Here is a 21243-nt window from a genome sequence, read left to right as displayed (position 1 = left end):
TGGTGGGCGCGCTCCTTCGCCTACGCATGCTAAACCCGACCGTCGCACGATAGGTCGCATGCGCCTATGCCGGACAGAAGATTTGCGCCATCGCGCCGGTAGCGTTGCGACCGAGCCGTTCAGCGCAGCAGGATGCGCAGCGCCGAGGGGCCGGCGAGCGCGAACACCAGCAGCGCCAGCGGCACGGCGAAGACGAAGCCGACCTGGTTGAAGCCCACCGCGCCGACCACGCCGCCGACGAAGAAGGCGGCGAGGAAATAGGCGAGCAGCCTGAGCTTTTCCCGGTCCGCCAGCACCAGCGGCAGGCCGGTGCCGCGCCGGCGCCGGTTGGAATAGAACAGTTTTCCCAGCTCGATGCCGATATCGGTGACGATGCCGGTCATGTGGGTGGTGCGAATCTTCGCCCCCGACATCTTGGTCACGGTGGCGTTCTGCAGCCCCATGATGAAGCACAGCACCGCCACGGCGAGGCCGAGCATGAGGCCGGATTGCCGCGTGAACGGGCCGATCAGCGCGAAGGCGAGCAGCAGCAGCGCCTCCAGCGTCAGCGGCAGGGAATATTCCCGCCCGGCGACATGCAGCCGGCCCCAGTTCACCAGCACCGCCGAGGTGGCGGCGCCGAGCACGAAGGCGATGAGCGCCCCCGCGCCGCCGAGCACGAGGTCCAGCGCGCCCAGCACCGCATGGTCGGCGGCCGAGGAGATGATGCCCGACATGTGCGAGGTGTACTGCCCCACGGCCAAGAGCCCGCCGGCATTGGTGGCGCCGGCGACGAAGGTCATGGGCAGGCCGAGCCAGGCATCGGCCAGCGGGGTGCGCTCGGGCGCCAGCATGCCCGCGGTGAGGTCGCTGTAGCGGGCGGCGAGGCGGCGATAGGCGGACGGGTTCACAGGCGCGTTCATGGGCGCGTTCTTCCGCGCGGGGTTCAGGCGGTGTTGCCCTGCACAATTAGTACCATGCGCGGGCCGGCGCCAGTGCGGACAATGCGGAGGCCCCCGGCGCGCCCCGCGGGGCGGCGATCACGCCCGCGCCTTGTCCGAACTGCGCGGGCTCAGGCCCGCGCCGGGGCCGGCGGGGCGGCGCCGCGCCGCTCGCGGCTGGGCGGGCGGCCGAAATGGCGGGCATAGGCGGTGGAGAAATGCGCCGCCGACTGGAAGCCGCAGGCCAGCCCGACATCGGTGACCGGCAGCGGCGACAGGCGCAGCAATTCGCGCGCCCGCTCCAGCCGCAGCCGCAACTGGTAGGCCGCTGGGGTGACGCCGAGATGGCGCTGGAACAGCCGCTCCAACTGGCGGGCGGAAACGCCGAGCCGGTTGGCGATGCCGGAGACGCCGAGCGGCTGCTCGATCGCCCCTTCCATCAGCCGCACCGCGCGGGCGAGCGTCGGGTCGGGCAGCAGCGGGCGCGGCCGGGCCGGCACCTTTTCCACCCGGCGCGGGGCGCGGTCGACGATGAACTGTTCCGACACCTTGTCGGCCAGCGCCCGGCCGGCCTTCGCCTCGATCAGGGTCAGCATCATTTCCAGCGGGGCGATGCCGCCGGTGCAGGTGAGCCGGTCGCGGTCGATGACGAACGCCTCTTCGGCGAAGTCGATGCGGGGAAATTCCTCGCGCAGCGCCGGCAGGTTCTCCCAGTGCACGACGCAGCGGTAGAAATCGAGCAGCCCCGCCTCGGCCAGCACGAAGCTGCCGGTGCACAGGGCGCCGAGCGCGACGCCGCGCCGGGCGAGCCGGCGCAGCGCATCGGCGATGGCCGGGGTGGCGGCGTGGCGCACATCAATGCCGCCGCACACCAGCAAAAGGTCGAGCGGGCCGGCATCCGCCAGCGCCACCGTGGGCGAGAGGGTGAGGCCGTTGCTGGCGGTGGCCGGCCGGCCATCCGGTGTGACGATGCGCCAGGAGTAAAGCTCGCCCTCGGCGACATAATTGGCCATGCGCAGCGCTTCCAGCGCATTGGCGCAGGCGATCATCGAATGGTTCGGCAAAGTGAGAAAGCCGATGCGGGTCAGCGAGGCGGTGTCGAGCACGTCTGGGCACCCGGAGAAGCTTGCCGAAAATTGCAGCCGATCATGTTGGGAAAACGGCGCGCAGGATTACCCCCGCTTCGTCACCGACTGGCACCAATCATGCCGCAAAATGGTCGCCAAGACAGGGGGAAATGCGACGCAACAACGGGGGATTCCTTCCATGCGCTCGATTTCGCGCCCGCGCGTCCCATTCAACGCCATGCTGGCCGGCCGGATGATGCTGCCGGTCGGCTTCGCGCTGGCTGTTGCCGCCGGCACCTATGTCGTCGCCGAGAGCAGCGGCTATGCCCGCGGCAAGGCCGAGGAGGCCGGCACGCGGCAGGCGCAGGAGAGCGTGAAGACGCTGGCGCGCCTCGTCGCCGTGCCGCTCGACATGAGCGAGGAGCCGACCGACAAGGCCGACCAGCTCGACATTCCCACCATGATCCGCGCCATCGAGCCCGGCGCCGTCTACAAGCCGCCGGTGAAGACCGCGCGGCCGGCCGCAGCCCGCCCCGCCGCCCCGGCGGCGGGCGAGCCGCCTCTGTCCAGCGACATCACCGTGGCGGCGCTGCCGGCCGGGGTGGAACGCTTCGACCAGTGCGGCGCGCGCTGCGACAGCCGCGACCCGATGGTGAGCCGGAGCCCCGCGCCGGCCGCCGCCAGCACCCAGCCGGCCGCCCCCGCCGCGACGACGCCCGCCACGCCCGGTGCCGTCGGCCGGCCGCTCGATCTCGCCGCCGCCGCGCCGGGTGTGGTGCCGCCGGCGCCTGTGGTCGCCCGCCCGGCGGAGCCGAAGGAAGGCTTTCTCGGCCTGCCGCCGCTGCCGACCGCCAGCGAACTCGTCGACCGCACGGTGGAGGGCACCAGCCGCGCCTATGACGGCATGAAGCAGGCCATGACCGGCGCGCTCGACCTCTGGCGCTGAGCTTCGCTCCGGCACGCCGTCATCCCGGACGGCGCCGGAGGCGGTGAGCCGGGGTCGTTCTCTCGAACGGCATGGCGATCCCGGACAGGGCCTGCGGCCCTTCCGGGATGACATTTTTATTGTCCGTGCGGGCGGCAACCGGTCAGCGGTCCACCACCAGATTGCTGGTCGGCTTGGAACAGCACAGCAGCGCCATGCCGGCGTCGATCTCGCGCTGGCGGATGCCGCCGCCATGCTTCATCTCCACCGTGCCCTCGATGAGCTTCGACTTGCAGGTGCCGCACAGCCCCTTCGAGCAGGAGGAGGGCAGGCGCACCCCGGCGCGGCGGGCGGCGTCCAGCACGAACATGTCCGAGCGGCACTCGATGCTGCGCTTCTGCTTGGCGAATTCCACGGTGTAGGTGACGATCGGCGCGATCAGCGCCTCCGGCACCGCCTGCAGCAATTCGGCGGAGACCACCTCCGCCGCCACCTCGGGCTCGGCCTTCGCCAGTTCGGCGAAATCGAAGCTCTCTTCATGATGGCGGGCCATGTCGAAGCCGGCGCCCTTCAACAGCTCCCGTACCGCCTTCATGAACGGCGCCGGGCCGCAGACGAAGACTTCGCGTTCGCGAAAATCGGGTGCGACATGTTCAAGCACGCCAAGGCTCACCCGGCCGCGCAGGCCGTGCCACGGGGCGAACGGGCTGTCGGCCTCGCAGATCGGGGCGAAGCGGAAGGCGCCCGGCTGGTTGCGTGCCATCAGTTCCAGCTCGTCGCGGAAGATGATGTCGGCCGGCGAGCGGGCGGCGTGGACGAAGACGATGTCGCGCGGCACGGCGAGATCGTGGAAGGTGCGGGCCATCGACATGAGCGGGGTGATGCCGCTGCCGCCGGACAGGAACAGATATTTCGGCGCCGGGGCGGGCGTGCCCTGCAGGAAGCAGGAGAACTCGCCCATCGGGCCGACCGCGCGCAGGCTGGAGCCGACGCGGACATGATCATGCAGCCAGTTCGACACCGGCCCGCCGGGCACGCGCTTCACCGTGATGGCCAGCGTGTGCGGGCGGGTGGGGGCGGAGGCGATGGTGTAGCAGCGATTGATGGTCTCGCCGTCAATGGTGAGTTCCAGCGTGAGGAACTGGCCGGGCCGGTAATGAAACAGGCACGGTTCCTGCGGCGCCAGCACGAAGGTTTTCACATCCGCCGTTTCCTCGCGGATGGCGAGCACGGTGAGGGCGTCGTCGCCTTCCGGGTTCCACGCCGGCAGCGGAAAGGCCAGACGCGGCGCGGCGGGTTCGGGCGAGACGGCGGGGGTGGGCGCGGCGTCCATGGTCGATAATCCTGATGCGACCTCATCCTGAGGTGCGAGCGAAGCGAGCCTCGAAGGATGCTCGTCCCTCGGGTGTTCTGTGTCGACATCCTTCGAGGCCGCCTGCGGCGGCACCTCAGGATGACGGTGTGCAAGGGGGAACCGGCTCCGTCATCCGGGACGGCCCGCAGGCCGATCCGGGATCGCGTACCGGACGGAGAGCGATCCCGGCTCTACGGCTTCGCCTTCGGCCGGGATGACAGTTTCCGTCACCCGGGGGATGACGGTTCCCGTCACCCGGGGGATGACGGTTCCCGTCACCCGGGGGATGACGGCGACTGCCGGGGGCCGCGCGTGCTTACCGCCCCAGATGTTCGCTCATCCGGTTGACGTACCAGTTGCAGAACTTGTCGACGAGCATCTCGGTGTGCGGCGAGTAGGGGCCGGGCTCATAGGCCGGGCTGCGGGCGCCGGTCTGGCAATAGCCGACCAGTTCCGAATCCTGGTCGTTGGTGGCGTCCCACACGCTGGTGAGATTCTCGATCGTGTAGTCGACGCCCTCGACCGCGTCCTTGTGCACCAGCCATTTGGTGCGCAGCAGCGAGCGCTCGGCGTCGAGCGGCAGCACCGAGAACACCACGGCGTGGTCGGACATGAAGTGGTGCCAGCTATTGGGCTGGGTCCAGAAATGCAGCGCCCCGTGCTTGGGGTCGTTGATCTTGCCGAGCAGCTTCTTGCACGCGGCTTCGGTGCTGTGGGTGTGGCTTTCGCCCGATCCGGCGAGCGGCAGGCGCTCGGTGCGGAAGCCGGTGGCCATGTCGTCAAGATGCTCCATCAGCGTGGAGGGGAAGCCGCAGCTTTCCCATTCCTTATGGCTGTCTTTCAGCAGCTTGTCGTAATCCTCGGCCTCCTTGCGTTCGTGCTCGTCGAGTTCTTCCGGCGCGAAGCCGAAGCCATAGGCGAAGAGCGGCACGGTCAGCTCGGGATGGTTGCCCGCGCAGTGATAGCACTCGCGGTTGTTCTCCATGGTGAGCTTCCAGTTGCCGGGCTCGATGATGTCCTTCTCGAAGGCGACCTTGGCGTTCTTCAGGTCGTGCGGGGCGAGATAGGGCGCCATCTTCGCCGCCATCACCTCGAAATCCGCCGGCGGCTCGTCGGCGAGGCAGATGAAGAGCAGCCCTTCCAGCGAGCGCACATGCACCGGCTTCAGGCCATGGCAGGAGGCGTCGAAACCCTCGCCCATATGCGAGGCGGCGAGCAGCTTGCCGTCGAGACCATAGGTCCAGGAATGGTAGCGGCAGACGAGATTGCCCACCGTGGTCTTGTAGTCATGGACGATGGGCGCGCCGCGGTGGCGGCAGACATTGTGGAAGGCGCGCACCTCGCCGTCATCGTCGCGCACCAGCACGATGTTGGTCTGGCCGATATTCAGCGTCATGGCGTCGCCCGGCTCGGGAATGTCGGGGTCGACGCCGACGAACAGCCAGTGATGGCTGAAGATGATGTCGAGGTCGGCGGCGAAGATCTCGGGGCTGGTGTAGAACGGCGCCTCCAGGCTGTAGCCCGGCTTGCGGCGGCGCAGCAGCGTCTTGAGCGGGGTGGCGGTGGAATCGAGCATCGTCTGTTCTCCCTCGCGCGGGTGCGGCCCGCTTGTCGTCTGGAATTGTTCGACACAAGCGGACGCGCGACTTTCGCCGACGCGACAGAGAGTTTGCTGGACGCGACATTTGCCGGCGCGCCCGCAACGCGGAAAGGACGGCGCGTCGCCGCGCCGCCCTCTCCGTGGCGTGACAGAAGGGTGGAAGGCTCACATCGCCGGCAGGATGGCGATGTCGTGCACCTTGCCCGCGACCCCGGCGATCTTGCCCACCGCGGTGGCCTTGCCGGTGGCGAGATCGACCGAATAAAGCGTGTCGCCCGCCATCAGCCAGCCCTCATTGGCGCCGGCCGAGGTGGTGACGATGTCGAAGGCGAAGCTGTCGCCGGACACGCCGAGCTTGCCGATGGAATTGAGCACGCCGTCATTGGGCGGCGCCTGCTTGACCAGGGTGCCGGCGGCGGCGTCGATATCGTAGAGCGCGGTCTCCTTCGCGCCCTTCACCGAATTGGTGTAGGCGCCGGCGACCACCTTCGAAGTCTTGCCCTTGTGCATGTCGCCCTCGGCGTATTTCAGCACGCCATCCGTCGTCACCTTGCCGTCGTCGACATTGGCCCGCAGATTGGTGCCATCGCTGCCGATGACGCGCAGCCGGTCGGCCACGGGGTTGAAATCGACGGTGGCCATGGAGCCGGCCGGGAGCATGGTGGAGAGCTTCGACCTCGCCATCGCCTTGCCGCTCATCGGGTCGATGGTGACGACGGTGCCATCGGCGAACAGGCCGTAGAGCAGGCCGTCGGCCGGGCGCACATCAATGCCGACGAGCGTGCCGTCGCCGGCGACCTTCACCGGCGTGCCGACCTTGGCGGCTTTCACATCCACGACAGCGATCCTGTTGCCGTCGAGCAGGGCGGCAACGGACTGCGCCTGCGCGCCGCTGGTGGCAAGGGCGAGGCCGGTGAAGGTGAACGCGCTGAAGGTGAGGGCGATCATCGAGCTTTTCATGGTGGCGAACTCCGTTTCGCGCCGAACCTGTGTCGGCTGGGACGGAGCGGCTACACGCGGGAATGACCGGTGGATGCAGCGAGCGGCGAAAAAATCTCCTGCCGTTGCATCCGCAACCGCCGACCCGGCGTAAGAGTATCAAGCCTTACCTTGCGGGAGCCGCCCGATGACGACCCTGCTGCCCACGCGTGAGGGCGCCGCCGATGACGACCTCGCCGAGGCGCTGCGCGGCTGCGCGCGCGGCGACCGCGCCGGGCTGCAGCTTCTTTATGACCGGCTGGCGCCACGGATGACCGGCGTCGCGCTGCGCATGCTGCGCCGGCGCGATCTCGCCGACGAAGTGGTGCACGACACCTTTCTGCGCATCTGGGAAAAGGCCGACAGCTTCGACCCCGCACGCGGCCGCCCCACCTCCTGGGCCTTCGCCATCCTGCGCAACACCGCTCTCAACGCGCTGCGCGGCGAGGGGCGGATGGAATCGGTCGGCGATTTCACCGCGATCGAGCCGGCCAGCGAGGCCGCCGACGCGGAAGCGCTGGTCATGGCGCTGTCCGAGACCAGCGCGCTGCGCCGCTGCCTCGACCGGCTGGAGCCGCTGCGGCGCCGCGCGATCCTGCTGGCCTATATGCGCGGGCTGACCCATGGCGAACTGGCGGGACGGCTCGGCGTGCCGCTCGGCACCGCCAAGGCGTGGATCCGCCGCAGCCTGCTCACCCTGCGGGAGTGCATGACATGAGCGGCGACGAGCGCGACCGGCTGGCGAGCGAATATGTGCTCGGCCTGCTCGACGCGGAGGAGATGCGGCGCTGCGAGGAGCGGCTGACGCGCGATGCCGGGCTCGCCGTGCAGGTGGAACTGTGGCGGGTGCGCTTGGCCGAGCTCGACGCCACCGCCGCGCCGGTGACGCCCGATCCGGCGCTGTGGCCGCGCATCGTGGCGGGGCTGGCGGTGCCGGCACCGAAGGCGGCGCCCCCGGCGCCCGCCCGACCCTCCCGGCTGGCGGTGTGGTGGGGCAGTCTCAGCCTGTGGCGGGGCTATGGCCTCGCGGCCTCGGCCGCGCTGGTGCTGCTCGCCTTTGGGGCCACGCATCTGGCGCGGCAGGCGGCGCAGGCGCCGATGCTGGTGGCGGTGCTGCTCTCCGACCAGAACCAGCCGGCGGCGGTGGTCAATGCCTTCCGCGACGGGCGCACGGAACTTCTGGCGCTGAGCGCGCTCAAGGCGCCGGAGGGCAAGTCGCTGCAGGTGTGGACGCTGTGGGACCGCGAACGCGGGCCCGTCTCCGTCGGCCTCCTCGACGCGCTGCGCAATGTGGAACTGAGCGTCGCGGGCCTGCCCGCCCCGGCGGCGGAGCAGCTCTATGAGGTGACGCTGGAACCCGAAGGCGGCTCGCCCACCGGGCGCCCGACCGGCCCGATCCTGATGAAGGGCAATGCCAGCCGGACCGAAACCGGCATCTAAGCGCCTTCAGTCGAACAGGCGATGGCCGGCGACGCTCTGCGCCGCTACCGGGGCGCGGGCGCGGGCATCGGACGGGGTGAAGCCGTGCTGCGCCTTGAACTGGCGGGAGAAATGCGCGCAATCGGAAAAGCCGGCTTCCAGCGCGATATCCGTCACGGAGCGGCCGGTGGTGTCGAGCAGGAAGCGGGCATAGCGCAGCCGCAGCCGGCGGTAGAACTCCGCCGGGCGCTGTCCCATCACCGTCTGGAACAGGCGTTCCAGCTGGCGGGTGGAGAGTTGCAGCCGGCGGGCGATGTCGGCGATGGGTAGCGGATCGGCGAGGTGCTGCTCCATCATCAGCAGCGCGCGGCGCACGCGGTCATCGGCCACCAGATCGGCGATCGGCGGGTGCGGCTGGGATTCGGTGCCGGGGCGCTGGCGGTCCAGCAGCAGCACATGCCGGCTCTTCTGCGCGATGGAGCGGCCGAGGAACTTCTCCACCAAAGCGGTGGCGAGGTCGGCCGCGCCGCCGCCGCCGGCGCAGGTGATGCGGTCGCCGTCGATGACATAGAGCCGGTCCGCCACCGGGGTGTGGTGGGGGAATTCCTCCATGAAGTCCTGATAGTGATACCAGGAGACGCAGCAGCGCCGGCCGGTCATCAGCCCGGCGCGGGCGAGCACGAAGGAGCCGGTGCACACGCCGACCAGCGGCACGCCCGCACGGGCGGCGCGCTTCAAATAGGCGATGCTCTCCTCGTCGAGCTGCTGGCCGCCATGCAGCAGGCCGCCGACAACGATGATGTAGTGAAAATTCGCGGGGTCGGCGAGCGGGCCGGAGGGCGCCACGGTGATGCCGCAACTGGCGCGGATCGGCTCCGGCTTGGAGGCCATCACCTGCCAGCGGGCGAGGATGGGGCGCGAGCGGTCGCCATCATCGGCGGCGAGGCGCAGCTGGTCGACCATCAGCGAAAAGGCGGAGAGGGTGAAATTGTCGGCCAGGATGAAGCCGACATTCAGCACCGGCGCCGCGGTGCTGGACGCGCTCGTCATGGCCAGGGAGGGGGGACGCTGCTGGTTCATGGCCTGCTCCTCGACCCAGCATAGCAAATTTGCGGCGTCAGGTCGCACCGGCTGTGCGGCGGGTTGAGGCTTCCTTGGCGGCGGCATGGGCGGCTCAGCATTCCGGCAGGTTCACGGCGAGGCCGCCCAGCGAGGTTTCCTTGTATTTCGACGCCATGTCGCGGCCGGTCTCGCGCATGGTGACGATCACCTTGTCGAGCGAGACGATATGCGTGCCGTCGCCATGCAGTGCCAGCGAGGCGGCGTTGACCGCGCTGATGGCGCCAAAGGCGTTGCGCTCGATGCAGGGCACCTGCACCAGCCCGCCAATGGGGTCGCAGGTCATGCCGAGATGATGCTCCATGCCGATTTCGGCGGCGTTCTCCACCTGCGCCGGGGTGCCGCCCAGCGCGGCGGCGAGCCCGCCCGCCGCCATGGAACAGGCGACGCCGACCTCGCCCTGGCAGCCGACCTCGGCGCCGGAGATCGAGGCGTTGATCTTGAACAGCGCGCCGATGGCGGTGGCGGTGAGCAGGAAGACGTGCAGCCCCTCGCGGTTCGCGCCGGGGCAATGGTCGCGGTAATAGCGCAGCGTCGCCGGCACCACGCCGGCCGCGCCATTGGTCGGGGCGGTGACGACGCGCCCGCCGGCGGCGTTCTCCTCGTTCACGGCGATGGCGTAGAGGCTGACCCAGTCCATGATCTCATGCGGGGTCGGGGCGTTGCGGGCGAGAAGGCTGTCGCGGATCGCCTTGGCCCGGCGCTTTACCTTGAGGCCGCCGGGCAGCTCGCCGGAGGTGGCAAGGCCGCGGTCGATGCAGGCCATCATCGCCTCGACCACGCCGTCGAGCCGCGCCTCCACCTCGGCGGGCGGGCGGCGGACGCGCTCATTGGCCAGCACCAGCTCGGCGATGGAGAGGTTTTCGCGCGCCGCATAGGCCAGCAGCTCGCGGGCGTTGCGGAACGGATAGGGCAGGGCGGCCTCGTCGGCTGCCGGCGGCTGGCCGACCTCCGCCTCCGGCACCACGAAGCCGCCGCCGATGGAGCACCAGCGCGCCTCGGACAGCGGCGCGCCATCGGCCGCGAAGGCGCGGAAGGCCAGCGTGTTCGGGTGCTGCGGGGTGGGCGAGACGCCGTCGAAGACGATGTCGCGGGCGGGCTCGAAGCGGATGCCGTGGCTGCCGCCGAGCGGCAGGCGACCGTCTTCCGCCACGCCGGCGACGAGCACATCGGCGCGGTCGGGGTCGACATTGCGCGGGTGCAGGCCGGCGAGGCCGAGGATCACCGCCTTGTCGGTGCCGTGGCCCTTGCCGGTCCAGGCGAGCGAGCCGTAGAGCACCACTTCCACGCGGGCGGTGCGCGCCAGCACCGCCTCGGCCGCGAGGCTCTCGGCAAAGCGCAACGCCGCCAGCATCGGCCCCACCGTGTGCGAGGAAGACGGGCCGATGCCGATCTTGAAAAGCTCGAAGGCACTGATCATGGCGGTGTGTCCGCTTGCGTCATCCCAGCCGAAGCGGAGCGGAGAGCCGGGATCGCTCTCCTCTCGCGAACGATCCCGGAACGGCTGGCGGCCGTCCGGGATGACAGTGTGGCGGCAGCCCTGCCCGCGTCACGCCAGTTCGCGGCGGGCGTCTTCCAGGAGTTCCCAGACATAGGGCGCGAAGGAGCGCCAGACATCGATGTGGAACACGTCGGGAGCATGGCGCACCAGAACGATTTCCGCCTTGTGGAACACGGTGCGGGTGCACATGCCCACCGGGAAGGCCTGAAGCGACAGGTCCAGCGGGTTGCCCTGGTTGAGCACGAAGGCGGCCTTGTCGCCCGCCAGCTCGATGCCGACGCTGCGCGCGGAGACATCGACCAGCGCATGCGGCAGGCCCGCCGTCGCCGCCTCGATGGCGGCGAAGAGCGGGGCGGGCTCCGTGCCGGGGGCGAGCAGCAGCCACTCATCCGGGCCGAGCCAGAAGGCGAAGCGGCCGTTCGCGGCATTGAAGCGGCAGGCCTCGCGCGGCAGGGCGACGCCGAACGCCTCCCCGGCCGGGCCGATCGCCGCCTCGCGGCCACGGAAGACCAGGCGGGCGGCGTCCCCCAGCGCGGTCAGCCGCGCGGCGGGCAGGACGCGGGAGGCGGCGGCCAGCGCGCCGAGCGGGCGGGCGGGTGCGAGGGACGCGGTCACGGCAGCGCTCTCAACCATTGAGGCGTTCTCCCTTGGGGTCGTAGAACACCGGCTCGACCACCTCGACCTCGATGGCGTGGGTCGGCATCGGCACCATCAGCTTCGTGCCGATGCGGGCGCGCCCGCCCTTGACCATGGCCAGCGCGATGGAGCGGCCGAGAACGGCGCTGTGATAGGAGGAGGTGACGAAGCCGAGCATCGGCACCGGAACGGGGGCGGAAGGATCGGCGACAATCTGCGCGCCTTCCTCCAGCACCACCGCAGGGTTCGTGGTCTTCAGCCCGACCAGCTGCCGGCGGTCCGGCGCGGACATGGACTCGCGGATGAGCGAGCGCTTGCCGACGAAATCCTTCTTCGCCTTGCCCACCGCCCAGCCGAGATTGACATCGTCCGGCGTGGCGGTGCCGTCCGTCTCCTGTCCGACGATGATGTAGCCCTTCTCGGCGCGCAGCACATGCATGGTTTCGGTGCCATAGGGCGTGATGCCGAAGCGCTCGCCCGCCGCATACACCGCTTCCCACACCGCGCGGCCATAGGCGGAGGGCACGTTGATCTCGAAGCCGAGTTCGCCGGTGAAGGACACGCTGAACAGCCGCGTCGGCACGCCGAGAATGGTGCCCTCGCGCACGCTCATATGCGGGAAGGCCTCCTTGGAGAGGTCGATGCCCTCGATCAGCGGGGCGATGACCTCGCGGGCCTTGGGGCCCTGCACGGCGATGACCGACCATTGCTCCGTGGTGGAGGTGAGCCACACGTCGAGGTCCGGCCATTCGGTCTGGAGATAGTCCTCCATATGCGCCAGCACGCGCGGGGCGCCGCCGGTGGTGGTGGTGACATGGAAGCGGTCCGCCGCCATGCGCCCGACCACGCCGTCATCCATGACGAAGCCGTCCTCGCGCAGCATGACGCCGTAGCGCAGCCGGCCGGGCTCCAGCTTGGCCCAGGCATTGGTGTACATGCGGTTCATGAACTCGGCGGCATCGGGGCCGACGATCTCGATCTTGCCGAGGGTGGAGGCGTCGAACATGCCGACGCTGGCGCGCACCGCCTTGCACTCGCGGGCGACGGCGGCGTGCATGTCTTCTCCCGCGCGGGGGAAGTAATGCGCGCGCTTCCAGTTGCCGACATCCTCGAAGGCGGCGCCGTGTTCGGCGGCCCAGTCATGGATGGCGGTCTTGCGCAGCGGATCGAACACATCGCCGCGCGCCGCCCCGGCGAACAGGCCGAAGGTGGTGGGGGTGAAGGGCGGGCGGAAGGTGGTGAGCCCGATCTTCGGCACCGGCGTGTCGAGCGCCTCGGAGACGATGCCGAGGGCGTTCATGTTCGAGGTCTTGCCCTGGTCGGTCGCCATGCCCGTGGTGGTGTAGCGCTTCACATGCTCGATGGAGCGCATGCCCTCGCGGGTGGCGAGCTTCAGGTCCTTCGCGGTGACATCGTTCTGCCAGTCGACGAAAGCCTTGGTGAAGGCCGGGTTGCGCCCATGCGGCGTGGCACCGATGAAGCCGCCGGTGCCGAGGTCTTCCGCGCTCGCCGGAATGGTGCGCGACGGCGTGGCCGGCGCCGGGGTGGCGCCGCGCGCGGGGGAGGTGTAGGTGCGGGCGGCGATGGCGGCCGCCTCGCCCTGGGCGTAGCCGTCTTCCAGCACGCGCTGCAGGCCATTGACGCCGCGGCAGGCGCCGGCGGAACGCTCGCGCTCCACCGAGGTGCCGGGCAGATAGGCCCCCGCTGCGCCATCCCACACCAGCTTGCCGCGCGACTGCGAGAACAGGTGGACGCTCGGCGTGAAGCCGCCAGACATCAGCACCGCGTCGCAGGCAATGGTTTCGGCCGGGCCGACGACCCCGCCCGTCACCTTGGCGAGCTGGGCAGAGGCGACGCGCAGCCGGCCCTTGGTGCCGACCAGCACGGTGGAGGGCCTTACATCAATGCCGGCCGCGAGCGCGCGGGCCGGGAGTTCGCCGGAGACTTCCGCGCGCAGATCGGCGACGGCGGCGATGCTGACGCCGGCGGCCGTGAGGTCGAGCGCGGTGCGGTAGCCGGCATCGCAGGCGGTGAAGATCACCGCGCGCTCGCCGACCCTGGTGCCGTAGCGATTGGCGTAGGTGCGGGCGGAATCGGCCAGCAGCACGCCGGGGCGGTCATTGTCGGGGAACACCAGCGGGCGCTCCAGCGCGCCGGCGGCGATGACCACCTCTTTCGCCCGCACCTCCCACAGCCGCTCGCGCGGCAGGTCGGGGCCGGGGGCGGCGAGGTGCTCGGTGACGCGCTCGGCCAGCGCGATGTGGTTGTGGGGGAAATAGCCGAAGGCGGTGGTGCGCGGCATCAAGGTGACGTTCTCGCGCGCGGCCAGATTCGCCAGCGTCGCCGCCAGCCAGTCGGTGGCCTTCTGGCCTTCGATGGTGGCGGTGGTCTCGGAGAGCAGCGAGCCGCCGAGTTCCGCCTGTTCGTCGCACAGGATCACCTTCGCCCCGCTCTCGGCGGCGGCGAGCGCGGCGGCGAGGCCCGCCGGGCCGGCGCCGACGACCAGCACGTCGCAATGGGCGTGGTTCTGGGTGTAGCGGTCCGGGTCCGGCAGGTCGGGGGCGACGCCGAGGCCGGCCATGGCGCGGATTTTCGGCTCGTAGAAGCGCTTCCACGCCCCAGCCGGCCACATGAAGGTCTTGTAGTAGAAGCCGGAGGGCAGGAAGGGCGCGGCGAGGTCGTTGATCGCGCCGGCATCGAAGGAAAGCGACGGCCAGCGGTTCTGGCTCTGCGCCTTCAGCCCTTCATAGAGCTCGACCTGGGTGGCGCGCAGGTTCGGCGCGGCGCGGGCGGCGTCGCGGGCGACATTGACCAGCGCATTGGGCTCGTCCGAGCCGGCGGAGAGGAAGCCGCGCGGGCGATGATATTTGAACGAGCGGCCGACGAGGTGGACGCCATTGGCGATCAGCGCCGAGGCCAGCGTGTCGCCCTTGAAGCCCGAGAAGGTCTGCCCGTCGAAGCGGAAGGACAGCGGCGCGGCGCGGTCGATGCGCCCGCCCGAGGCGGTGCGGAAGCGGTTGGTCATGTCACTTGCTCCCGCCGCTGGAGGCGTCGACATCCGGGCGCGGCTCGCCGGCCTTGTAGGTGGTGACGAAGAAGTCGCTCACCGTGTCGCGCAGCGCGTTGAAATAGCGGCCGCAGCCATGGATGTGCCGCCAGCGCTCGGCGTGCAGGCCCTTGGGATTGGTGCGGTTGTAGAGGAAATCGGCCCATTCCGCGTCGGTGAGGGCGGAAGGGTCGGCCGGGCGGGCGATGTGCGCCTCGCCGCCATAGCGGAATTCGACTTCCGGCCGGGCGCCGCACCAGGGGCAGGTGATGATGAGCATGGTGCGCCCTCCTCAGTGCGCGACGGCGGCGGCGGCCGCTTCGTCGATCAGGAAGCCGTCGCGGAAGCGCTCCAGCGTGAACGGCGCGTTGATCGCGTGCGGCGCGTCCCTGGCGATGGTGTGGGCGAAGACATGGCCGGAACCCGGCGTCGCCTTGAAGCCGCCGGTGCCCCAGCCGCAATTCACATAGAGCCCCGGCACCGGAGTCTTGGCGATGATCGGCGAACGGTCGGGCGTAACGTCGACAATGCCGCCCCAGTTGCGCAGCATGCGCAGGCGGCGGAACTGCGGGACCAGCTCGCAGATGGCGTCGAGCGTGTGGGCGGTGATGTGCAGCGCGCCGCGCTGGGAATAGGAGGTGTAGGCATCCGTGCCGGCGCCGATCACCATCTCGCCCTTGTCGGACTGCGAGATATAGGCGTGGATGGTGTTGCTCATGACAACGGTGGGGAAGGCGGGCTTGACCGGTTCCGACACCAGCGCCTGCAGCGGGAAGCTTTCCAGCGGCATGCGCAGCCCGGCCATCGCCATGACGACGCTGGTGTGGCCGGCGGCGGAGACACCGATCTTCTTCGCGCCGATGAAGCCGCGCGAGGTTTCCACCCCTTCCACCGCGCCGGAGGGGCCGCGGCGGATGCCGGTGACTTCGCAGTTCTGGATGATGTCGACGCCGCGCGAATCCGCCGCGCGGGCGAAACCCCAGGCCACCGCGTCGTGCCGCGCCGTGCCGCCGCGCCGCTGCAGCGCGCCGCCAATGATGGGGTAGCGCATGCTCTTGATATTGAGCGGCGGGCAGAATTCCTTCACCTGCTCGGCGGTCAGCCACTCATTGTCGACGCCGTTCAGACGGTTGGCGTGGACATGGCGCTTGAAGCTGATCTCGTCATGATGGTTGTGCGCCAGCATCAACACGCCGCGCGCCGAATACATCACGTTGTAGTTGATGTCCTGCGACAGGCCTTCCCACAGCTTCACCGCATGTTCGTAGAGCGCGGCGCTCTCGTCGAACAGATAGTTCGAGCGCACGATGGTGGTGTTGCGGCCGGTATTGCCGCCGCCGAGCCAGCCGCGCTCGATCACCGCGACATTGGTGATGCCGTGTTCCTTGGCGAGGTAATAGGCCGCCGCCAGCCCATGCCCGCCGGCGCCGACGATGACGACATCGTATTCGGGCTTCGGCTCGGGATTGCGCCATTGCGGCTGCCAGCTCTTGTGGCCGCCCAGCGCGCGGCGGAATAGCTCGAAGCCGGAGAATTTCTGCACATTCGCCTCCGACGCAAAGAGTGAGACCGGTGCGCTTCGCCGGGGGCGGAGGCGCCTTTGTCATCCATGCTGCATGCTCGCGCGCCGGCCGGCGACAGGCGAGCATTGTTTCGGCGCTGACGTTGAACGAATGCGACATGAGATGCGACACCGGCGTGATCTGCCGCCCCGGCGCGCCCATCACGAGGGGGTGATCGCGCGGGCCGGGCTTTCCTTGCGGAAGCCATGATTGCTGCCTACCTGCGAGGGGAGACAGACACACGGGATGCACCATGTTCAACAGCGGCAGTTTCGACGCCAAGCGGCTCCTCGACCAGTTCCTCACGCCGCAGGCGGGCACGCAGGGGCAGGTGCCCGCGCAGACGAACCCGCTGGGCGGGCTGCTCGGCGGCCTCGCGGGCAGCTTAGGGGGTGGCGGCGTCACCGGCAGCGCCAATGCGCAGCCGCCCGGCGCGGGCACGGCCTCGTCCGGCGCCGGTGATCTCATGGGCCGGGCAAAGGATTATCTCGGCAATAATGGCGGCTCGCTCGCCTCCGGCGCGGCGGCCGGCGCGCTGGTCTCGCTGGTGCTCGGCAGCAAGAGCGGCCGCAAGATGGCCGGCAATGCAGTGAAGCTCGGCGGCCTCGCCCTTGTCGGCACGCTGGCTTACAAGGCGTACCAGAACTACCAGCAGGGCCAGAAGCCGCAGCAGACCGCGGCCGAGCCGGTGCCGAACCAGCTGCCGCCCGCGCAGTCGCCGTTTCACCCCGCGCAGGCCGAGCGCAGCCATTTCGACGTGACCCTGCTGCGCACCATGATCGCCGCCTCGCTCGCCGACGGCCATGTCGATGAGGCCGAGCGTGCGGCGATTTCCGCCAAGCTGAGCGGCGCTCCGCTGGACGAGGCCGAGCGCTTCCTCACGGCGGAGCTCGGCGCCCCGGCGACGCCCGAGGCGCTGGCGGGCGAGGCCACCTCGCCCGAGCAGGCGGCGGAGGTCTATATGACCGCGCTGCTCGCCATCGACGCCGACACCACTTCCGAGCGCGTGTTCCTCGCCCGGCTGGCGACGGCGCTGAAGCTGGACCCGGCGCTGGTACCGCATCTGGAAGCCAGCGCCCGCGCCGCGCGGGTGGGGTGAGGCTGTTTGGCAGTGTCGCCCTTGGGTCGTCATCCCGGCCGTAGCCGAAGGCGAAGAGCCGGGATCGTGCGCCGGATGCCGGAACGATCCCGGATCGGGCCGGTGGCCCGTCCGGGATGACGCAAGGAGGGGCGGCAAAGCTCTTTGGGCTTGCCGGGGCAGGAGCTATGCTCCGCCCGGAGGTAATCAAGGTTAAGCGTTAAGGTTAAGTCGCTCTTAATCACTCGCGGGCACAGTGCAGCCGTCGAAGAACGCCGGGGAATTCCCGGCTCGTCGGGGATGGGTGCATGGGTTTCGATCGTCGGGTGAAGGGTGAAGCGGGGTGGGAGTCGCTGCGGGCGCGGCTGGCGTGCGCGGGCCTTGTGCTGCTCGCCGCGAGCGGCGCGGCCAGAGCGGCCGACACGCTTGACGAGTTCGACGCCGACGACCTGCTGGCGCGCGCGCCCGAGATCGAGGAGACCCGCAGCTTCTATCTGCGCGGCGATATCGGCTTCGCGTTCAACGAATCGGCCGATCTCGGCGCCGCCGGTCATGCGCCGCTGGGTGATGCCGGCACGTTCGGCCTCGGCGCCGGGCTGCGGCTGAACGACATGCTGCGGCTCGACCTGACGGCGGATTACCGCAGCGCCGCCGACGCCCGCTTTCGCGGCTGGAGCGGGGACGCGAGCGCCGTGACGCTGCTCGCCAATGCCTATCTCGACCTCGGCACCTGGCAGGGGGTGACGCCCTATATCGGCGCCGGCCTCGGCGCGGCGCATGTCTCCCTGTCCGGGATCGGGGCGGGTGAGGGCTGGGGCTTCGCCTGGGCGGCGATGGCGGGCGGCACGGTGTCGCTGGCGCCGAACTGGCAGGTCGATCTCGGCTACCGCTATGTCCGCATCGAGAATGCCGAGCTCGGCGGCGGATTTTCCGGCTTCAGCCAGGCGGCGCATGAAGTGCGGCTCGGCCTGCGCTACCTCTTCGACTGAGTTGCGTTCCACTGAGGCGCGCACCGGCGGGCGAGGGCGTGGGCCTCAACCCGCCGGCGGAGCGGCCTTTCAGCGGCAGCCCGACAGGATGCGGTCGGTCGCGGCGGTGACGCCGCTGAGCGAGAACACGTAGCTCGTGTCATTGCCGCGCGCCGAGGTGGCGCTGATGCTCATCTGGCTGCCGCCGCGCAGCGCTTCCAGAAAGGCCGGCTCGCGCTCGGCCCGGCGCAGCCAGGCGCTGCTGCCCTCGGTCATCATCACGAATTTGTCGTCGCCAATGCTGGCCACCACCTGCGAGCCGGCGGCGAAGCTGTAGCCGGTCTGGAAACTCACCTCGGTGCGCTGGGCGGTGTTGGGCAGGGCGGTGACAAAGAACGTCACATCGCCATGGGTCAGGCGCTCGGGCTTCTTCGCGATGGGCGTGCTGATGGTATAGCATTGCGGTTTGCCGTTGGCGTTGAAGCGCCAGGCGCTCCAGTCCTTGTACTCGCCCATTGCTGTCGGTTTGGCAGCCATGGCGCTCGTCGTGGCAAGGAACATCACACTCAGTGCGATGGCGGTCCGTCCGATCATGTCGCGAGGCCTCCTCTCGTCTGTGGTTCAGCGCAGAAGACTTGTCGGTCAGCGTTAAGACAGCGTTAAGGCAAGGGGCCGGATCGCGATCACAATGTGGACAGGCCGGCGGTCGGGTGACAGTTTCGCGACCGTCAACGCGGCGAAGGCGGCGACCGAAGTGGCGCCGCCCATCGAGGCAAGGTGACCGGCATCAGAGATGCCGCAATGAATCGGGATCGGATGGATACACGAGGATTTTACTCGCAACTCAAGATGAATTACGCTTTCGGCGGCGGATACACGGTCCGCTGAGTCAGAAGGTCCATATCAACCTGTGCCCAGTCGAAATTCGGTACGTCTTTTACTTTTTGGCCTAGGAACTGGGAATGACAGTACAAACCCACAACTGGTTGAAGTCTGAGGTATGGGTTTGAATATACGGAAAATCTACCGACAATTGGGTTGCTCATGCCCCCATCGAGGTATTGAAATCCCAACGCTTCCGAGAATAGAACTTTAAGGCCCATATCGGAAAATTGGAAAAAATTCCAGGGCCGTTCGTGTGTTCCGTATGAAAAATGAGTCTCAACAAAAACATAACCTCCGACATTAAGTAACTTGGATATTTCAGTCGCGACTAGCCACGGCATTGCAAAATGTTCGAAGCATGCCGATGAAAATATCAAATCAAATTTTTTGTCTACGAAATATGATGAAAGCCTATGGGCGTCACCCACAACGTCCACATTTGATCCTTCATAATAATCAAATCCTGTATAATTTGCTTTTGAAAAGGCCGTCCTAGCTCGTGATTTTCCGGTCACTTCACGGCTTCCAACTTCTAAGATATTTAGTCCTTCCTTGTTTGAGATGGAGGATAAATAATCCAACCATTTGCCGTGGTCGACGTGTTCTGGCCTTTTAACATCTCTATGAAGATATTTTTTATCGAAAATAGATTCCGCCGCCCATAGCGCCTGGCGGGCGCGCCACGCCGCCGCCTTCAGAAGCTTCATATTGCAATTTCCCTAACTGCGAATATATCAAAATTATAGTAATGTATCATATATTTACTCGCAAGATTTATGAATCGATTTTCCCGAACCTTGATGCCGACCGATTGAAATCCTCGAACCGGACGGTTTCCGGAGAGACGCTGACGCTCCCGGTTTCACCTCCGTTGCTGTCGAAGTCGCCCGGATCTGTCGGGGTTTCCTCTTGCCTTTCCCAACCGGCGGGAGTAGATCGCTCCTCGGGCTACCCCTCCCCACCGAGGGGCACCCATCTGGAAGGATGGCTATCATGACGAATACCGCGCAGCCGGCTGTGAAGCCGGCCAATCCCAATTTTTCTTCCGGCCCCTGTGCCAAGCGTCCCGGCTGGACGCTTGAGGCTTTGAGCGACGCTCCGCTCGGCCGCTCGCACCGGGCCAAGGTCGGCAAGGCGAAGCTGAAGCTCGCCATCGACCTCACCCGCGAAGTCCTGGAAATTCCCGCCGATTACCGCATCGGCATCGTCCCCGCTTCCGACACCGGCGCGGTCGAGATGGCGCTGTGGTCGCTGCTCGGCGCCCGCCCGGTCGACCTTCTGGCCTGGGAAAGCTTCGGCGAAGGCTGGGTGACGGATGTCGTCAAGCAGCTCAAGCTCAAGGACGCCCGCGTCCTGAAAGCGCCCTATGGCGAACTGCCCGATCTCGCGCAGGTGAATTTCGACCATGACGTGGTCTTCACCTGGAACGGCACCACCTCCGGCGTGCGGGTGCCGAATGGCGATTTCATCCCCACCGACCGGCAGGGGCTGACCATTTGCGACGCCACTTCCGCCGCCTTCGCGCAGGATCTCGACTGGCAGAAGCTCGATGTCGTGACCTATAGCTGGCAGAAGGTGCTGGGCGGGGAAGCCGCGCACGGCATGCTCATCCTCTCGCCGCGCGCGGTCGAGCGGCTGGAAAGCTATGTGCCGGCCTGGCCGCTGCCGAAGATCTTCCGCCTCACCAAGGGCGGCAAGCTGATCGAAGGCACCTTCGAGGGCGAGACCATCAACACCCCGTCCATGCTCTGCGTCGAGGACTATATCGACGCGCTGAACTGGGCGAAGGCGGTGGGCGGGCTCAAGGGCCTGCGGGCGCGCTCGGATGCCAATTTCAAGGTGCTGGCCGACTATGTGGCCAAGACGCCCTGGATCGACTTCCTCGCCAAAGTGCCGGAAACCCGCTCCAACACCAGCGTGTGCCTCGTCGTCGCCGACCCCGAGGTGAAGGCGCTGGCGCCGGACGCGCAGGCGGCTTTCGCCAAGGCGCTGGCGGCGTCGCTGGAAAAGGCCGGCGTCGCCTATGACATCGGCGCCTATCGCGACGCGCCGGCGGGCCTGCGCATCTGGGCGGGTGCCACGGTCGAGGCGTCCGATCTCGACGCGCTGCTGCCGTGGCTCGACTGGGCTTTCGCCACCGCCAAGGCCGGCCTCAAGCAGGCGGCCTGAGCCCCTTTCGCGACGG

The 21243-nt window shown here is 68.4% G+C and carries 19 protein-coding genes; 6 read left to right on the top strand and 13 right to left on the bottom strand.

Going from position 1 to position 21243, the window contains the following annotated elements:
- Positions 1–119: 119 nt before the first annotated feature.
- Both AAC979_RS14360 and AAC979_RS14355 read right to left on the bottom strand, forming a co-directional pair.
- Complete coding sequence (locus AAC979_RS14360; RefSeq protein WP_371347556.1) at positions 120–902, bottom strand: YoaK family protein; 783 nt, start codon at positions 900–902, stop codon at positions 120–122.
- A gap of 149 nt (positions 903–1051) precedes the next feature.
- Positions 1052–2026 carry a GlxA family transcriptional regulator gene (locus tag AAC979_RS14355; protein WP_371347555.1) on the bottom strand — a complete coding sequence of 325 codons (975 nt, stop codon included), beginning with the start codon at positions 2024–2026 and terminating at the stop codon, positions 1052–1054.
- Positions 2027–2186: 160 nt separating this feature from the next.
- On the opposite strand from AAC979_RS14355, the gene AAC979_RS14350 reads away from it, so the two are divergent.
- Positions 2187–2933 (top strand): hypothetical protein, encoded by a 747-nt coding sequence (locus tag AAC979_RS14350; protein WP_371347554.1) that lies wholly within the window; start codon positions 2187–2189, stop codon positions 2931–2933.
- Positions 2934–3075: 142 nt separating this feature from the next.
- Here the strand turns inward: AAC979_RS14350 and AAC979_RS14345 are convergent, their stop codons facing one another.
- The 3 genes from AAC979_RS14345 to AAC979_RS14335 all read right to left on the bottom strand — a co-directional run bounded on the left by AAC979_RS14345 (position 3076) and on the right by AAC979_RS14335 (position 6826).
- The gene (locus AAC979_RS14345) at positions 3076–4245 is read right to left on the bottom strand and encodes a 2Fe-2S iron-sulfur cluster-binding protein (RefSeq protein WP_371347553.1); all 1170 of its coding nucleotides are present in this window, start codon (positions 4243–4245) and stop codon (positions 3076–3078) included.
- Positions 4246–4582: 337 nt separating this feature from the next.
- On the bottom strand, positions 4583–5842 hold the full coding sequence (locus tag AAC979_RS14340; RefSeq protein ID WP_371347552.1) for an SRPBCC family protein: 1260 nt from the start codon (positions 5840–5842) through the stop codon (positions 4583–4585).
- A 189-nt stretch (positions 5843–6031) separates the two neighbouring features.
- Positions 6032–6826: a DUF4394 domain-containing protein gene (locus tag AAC979_RS14335; protein ID WP_371347551.1), complete on the bottom strand. Its 795-nt coding sequence runs from the start codon at positions 6824–6826 to the stop codon at positions 6032–6034.
- 166 nt (positions 6827–6992) lie between these two features.
- Between AAC979_RS14335 and AAC979_RS14330 the strand changes: the two genes are divergently transcribed.
- Together AAC979_RS14330 and AAC979_RS14325 are read left to right on the top strand one after the other, a co-directional pair.
- A complete protein-coding gene (locus AAC979_RS14330; RefSeq protein WP_371347550.1) occupies positions 6993–7562 on the top strand; it encodes a sigma-70 family RNA polymerase sigma factor in 570 nt (189 codons plus the stop codon).
- A complete protein-coding gene (locus AAC979_RS14325; protein WP_371347549.1) occupies positions 7559–8284 on the top strand; it encodes an anti-sigma factor domain-containing protein in 726 nt (241 codons plus the stop codon). Before AAC979_RS14330 ends, AAC979_RS14325 begins: the two co-directional genes overlap by 4 nt.
- Positions 8285–8290: 6 nt before the next feature.
- Here AAC979_RS14325 and AAC979_RS14320 read toward each other — a convergent pair whose 3' ends face one another.
- The 6 genes from AAC979_RS14320 to AAC979_RS14295 form a co-directional block, all read right to left on the bottom strand.
- Positions 8291–9343: a GlxA family transcriptional regulator gene (locus AAC979_RS14320; protein ID WP_371347548.1), complete on the bottom strand. Its 1053-nt coding sequence runs from the start codon at positions 9341–9343 to the stop codon at positions 8291–8293.
- 94 nt (positions 9344–9437) lie between these two features.
- Entirely contained in the window at positions 9438–10802 is a 1365-nt protein-coding gene (locus tag AAC979_RS14315) for an L-serine ammonia-lyase (RefSeq protein WP_371347547.1), read from the bottom strand.
- Between the two features lie 129 nt (positions 10803–10931).
- Complete coding sequence (locus tag AAC979_RS14310; RefSeq protein ID WP_371347546.1) at positions 10932–11498, bottom strand: sarcosine oxidase subunit gamma; 567 nt, start codon at positions 11496–11498, stop codon at positions 10932–10934.
- 10 nt (positions 11499–11508) lie between these two features.
- Complete coding sequence (locus AAC979_RS14305) at positions 11509–14544, bottom strand: sarcosine oxidase subunit alpha family protein (protein ID WP_371347545.1); 3036 nt, start codon at positions 14542–14544, stop codon at positions 11509–11511.
- Between the two features lies 1 nt (position 14545).
- Positions 14546–14845: a sarcosine oxidase subunit delta gene (locus tag AAC979_RS14300; protein ID WP_371347544.1), complete on the bottom strand. Its 300-nt coding sequence runs from the start codon at positions 14843–14845 to the stop codon at positions 14546–14548.
- 12 nt (positions 14846–14857) lie between these two features.
- Positions 14858–16108 (bottom strand): sarcosine oxidase subunit beta family protein, encoded by a 1251-nt coding sequence (locus AAC979_RS14295; protein ID WP_371347543.1) that lies wholly within the window; start codon positions 16106–16108, stop codon positions 14858–14860.
- Between the two features lie 272 nt (positions 16109–16380).
- Between AAC979_RS14295 and AAC979_RS14290 the strand changes: the two genes are divergently transcribed.
- Positions 16381–17226 carry a tellurite resistance TerB family protein gene (locus AAC979_RS14290; RefSeq protein ID WP_371347542.1) on the top strand — a complete coding sequence of 282 codons (846 nt, stop codon included), beginning with the start codon at positions 16381–16383 and terminating at the stop codon, positions 17224–17226.
- 287 nt (positions 17227–17513) lie between these two features.
- A complete protein-coding gene (locus tag AAC979_RS14285; protein WP_371347541.1) occupies positions 17514–18194 on the top strand; it encodes an outer membrane protein in 681 nt (226 codons plus the stop codon).
- A 69-nt stretch (positions 18195–18263) separates the two neighbouring features.
- Here the strand turns inward: AAC979_RS14285 and AAC979_RS14280 are convergent, their stop codons facing one another.
- Together AAC979_RS14280 and AAC979_RS14275 are read right to left on the bottom strand one after the other, a co-directional pair.
- Positions 18264–18767 (bottom strand): invasion associated locus B family protein, encoded by a 504-nt coding sequence (locus tag AAC979_RS14280; RefSeq protein ID WP_371347540.1) that lies wholly within the window; start codon positions 18765–18767, stop codon positions 18264–18266.
- A gap of 260 nt (positions 18768–19027) precedes the next feature.
- Positions 19028–19765 (bottom strand): class I SAM-dependent methyltransferase, encoded by a 738-nt coding sequence (locus AAC979_RS14275; protein ID WP_371347539.1) that lies wholly within the window; start codon positions 19763–19765, stop codon positions 19028–19030.
- Between the two features lie 286 nt (positions 19766–20051).
- On the opposite strand from AAC979_RS14275, the gene AAC979_RS14270 reads away from it, so the two are divergent.
- Entirely contained in the window at positions 20052–21227 is a 1176-nt protein-coding gene (locus AAC979_RS14270; RefSeq protein ID WP_371347538.1) for a phosphoserine transaminase, read from the top strand.
- Positions 21228–21243: the final 16 nt, after the last annotated feature.

This window comes from Ancylobacter sp. IITR112 (assembly GCF_041415945.1).
Taxonomy (GTDB): domain Bacteria; phylum Pseudomonadota; class Alphaproteobacteria; order Rhizobiales; family Xanthobacteraceae; genus Ancylobacter.
This window is presented reverse-complemented; position numbering and strand designations above follow the sequence as displayed.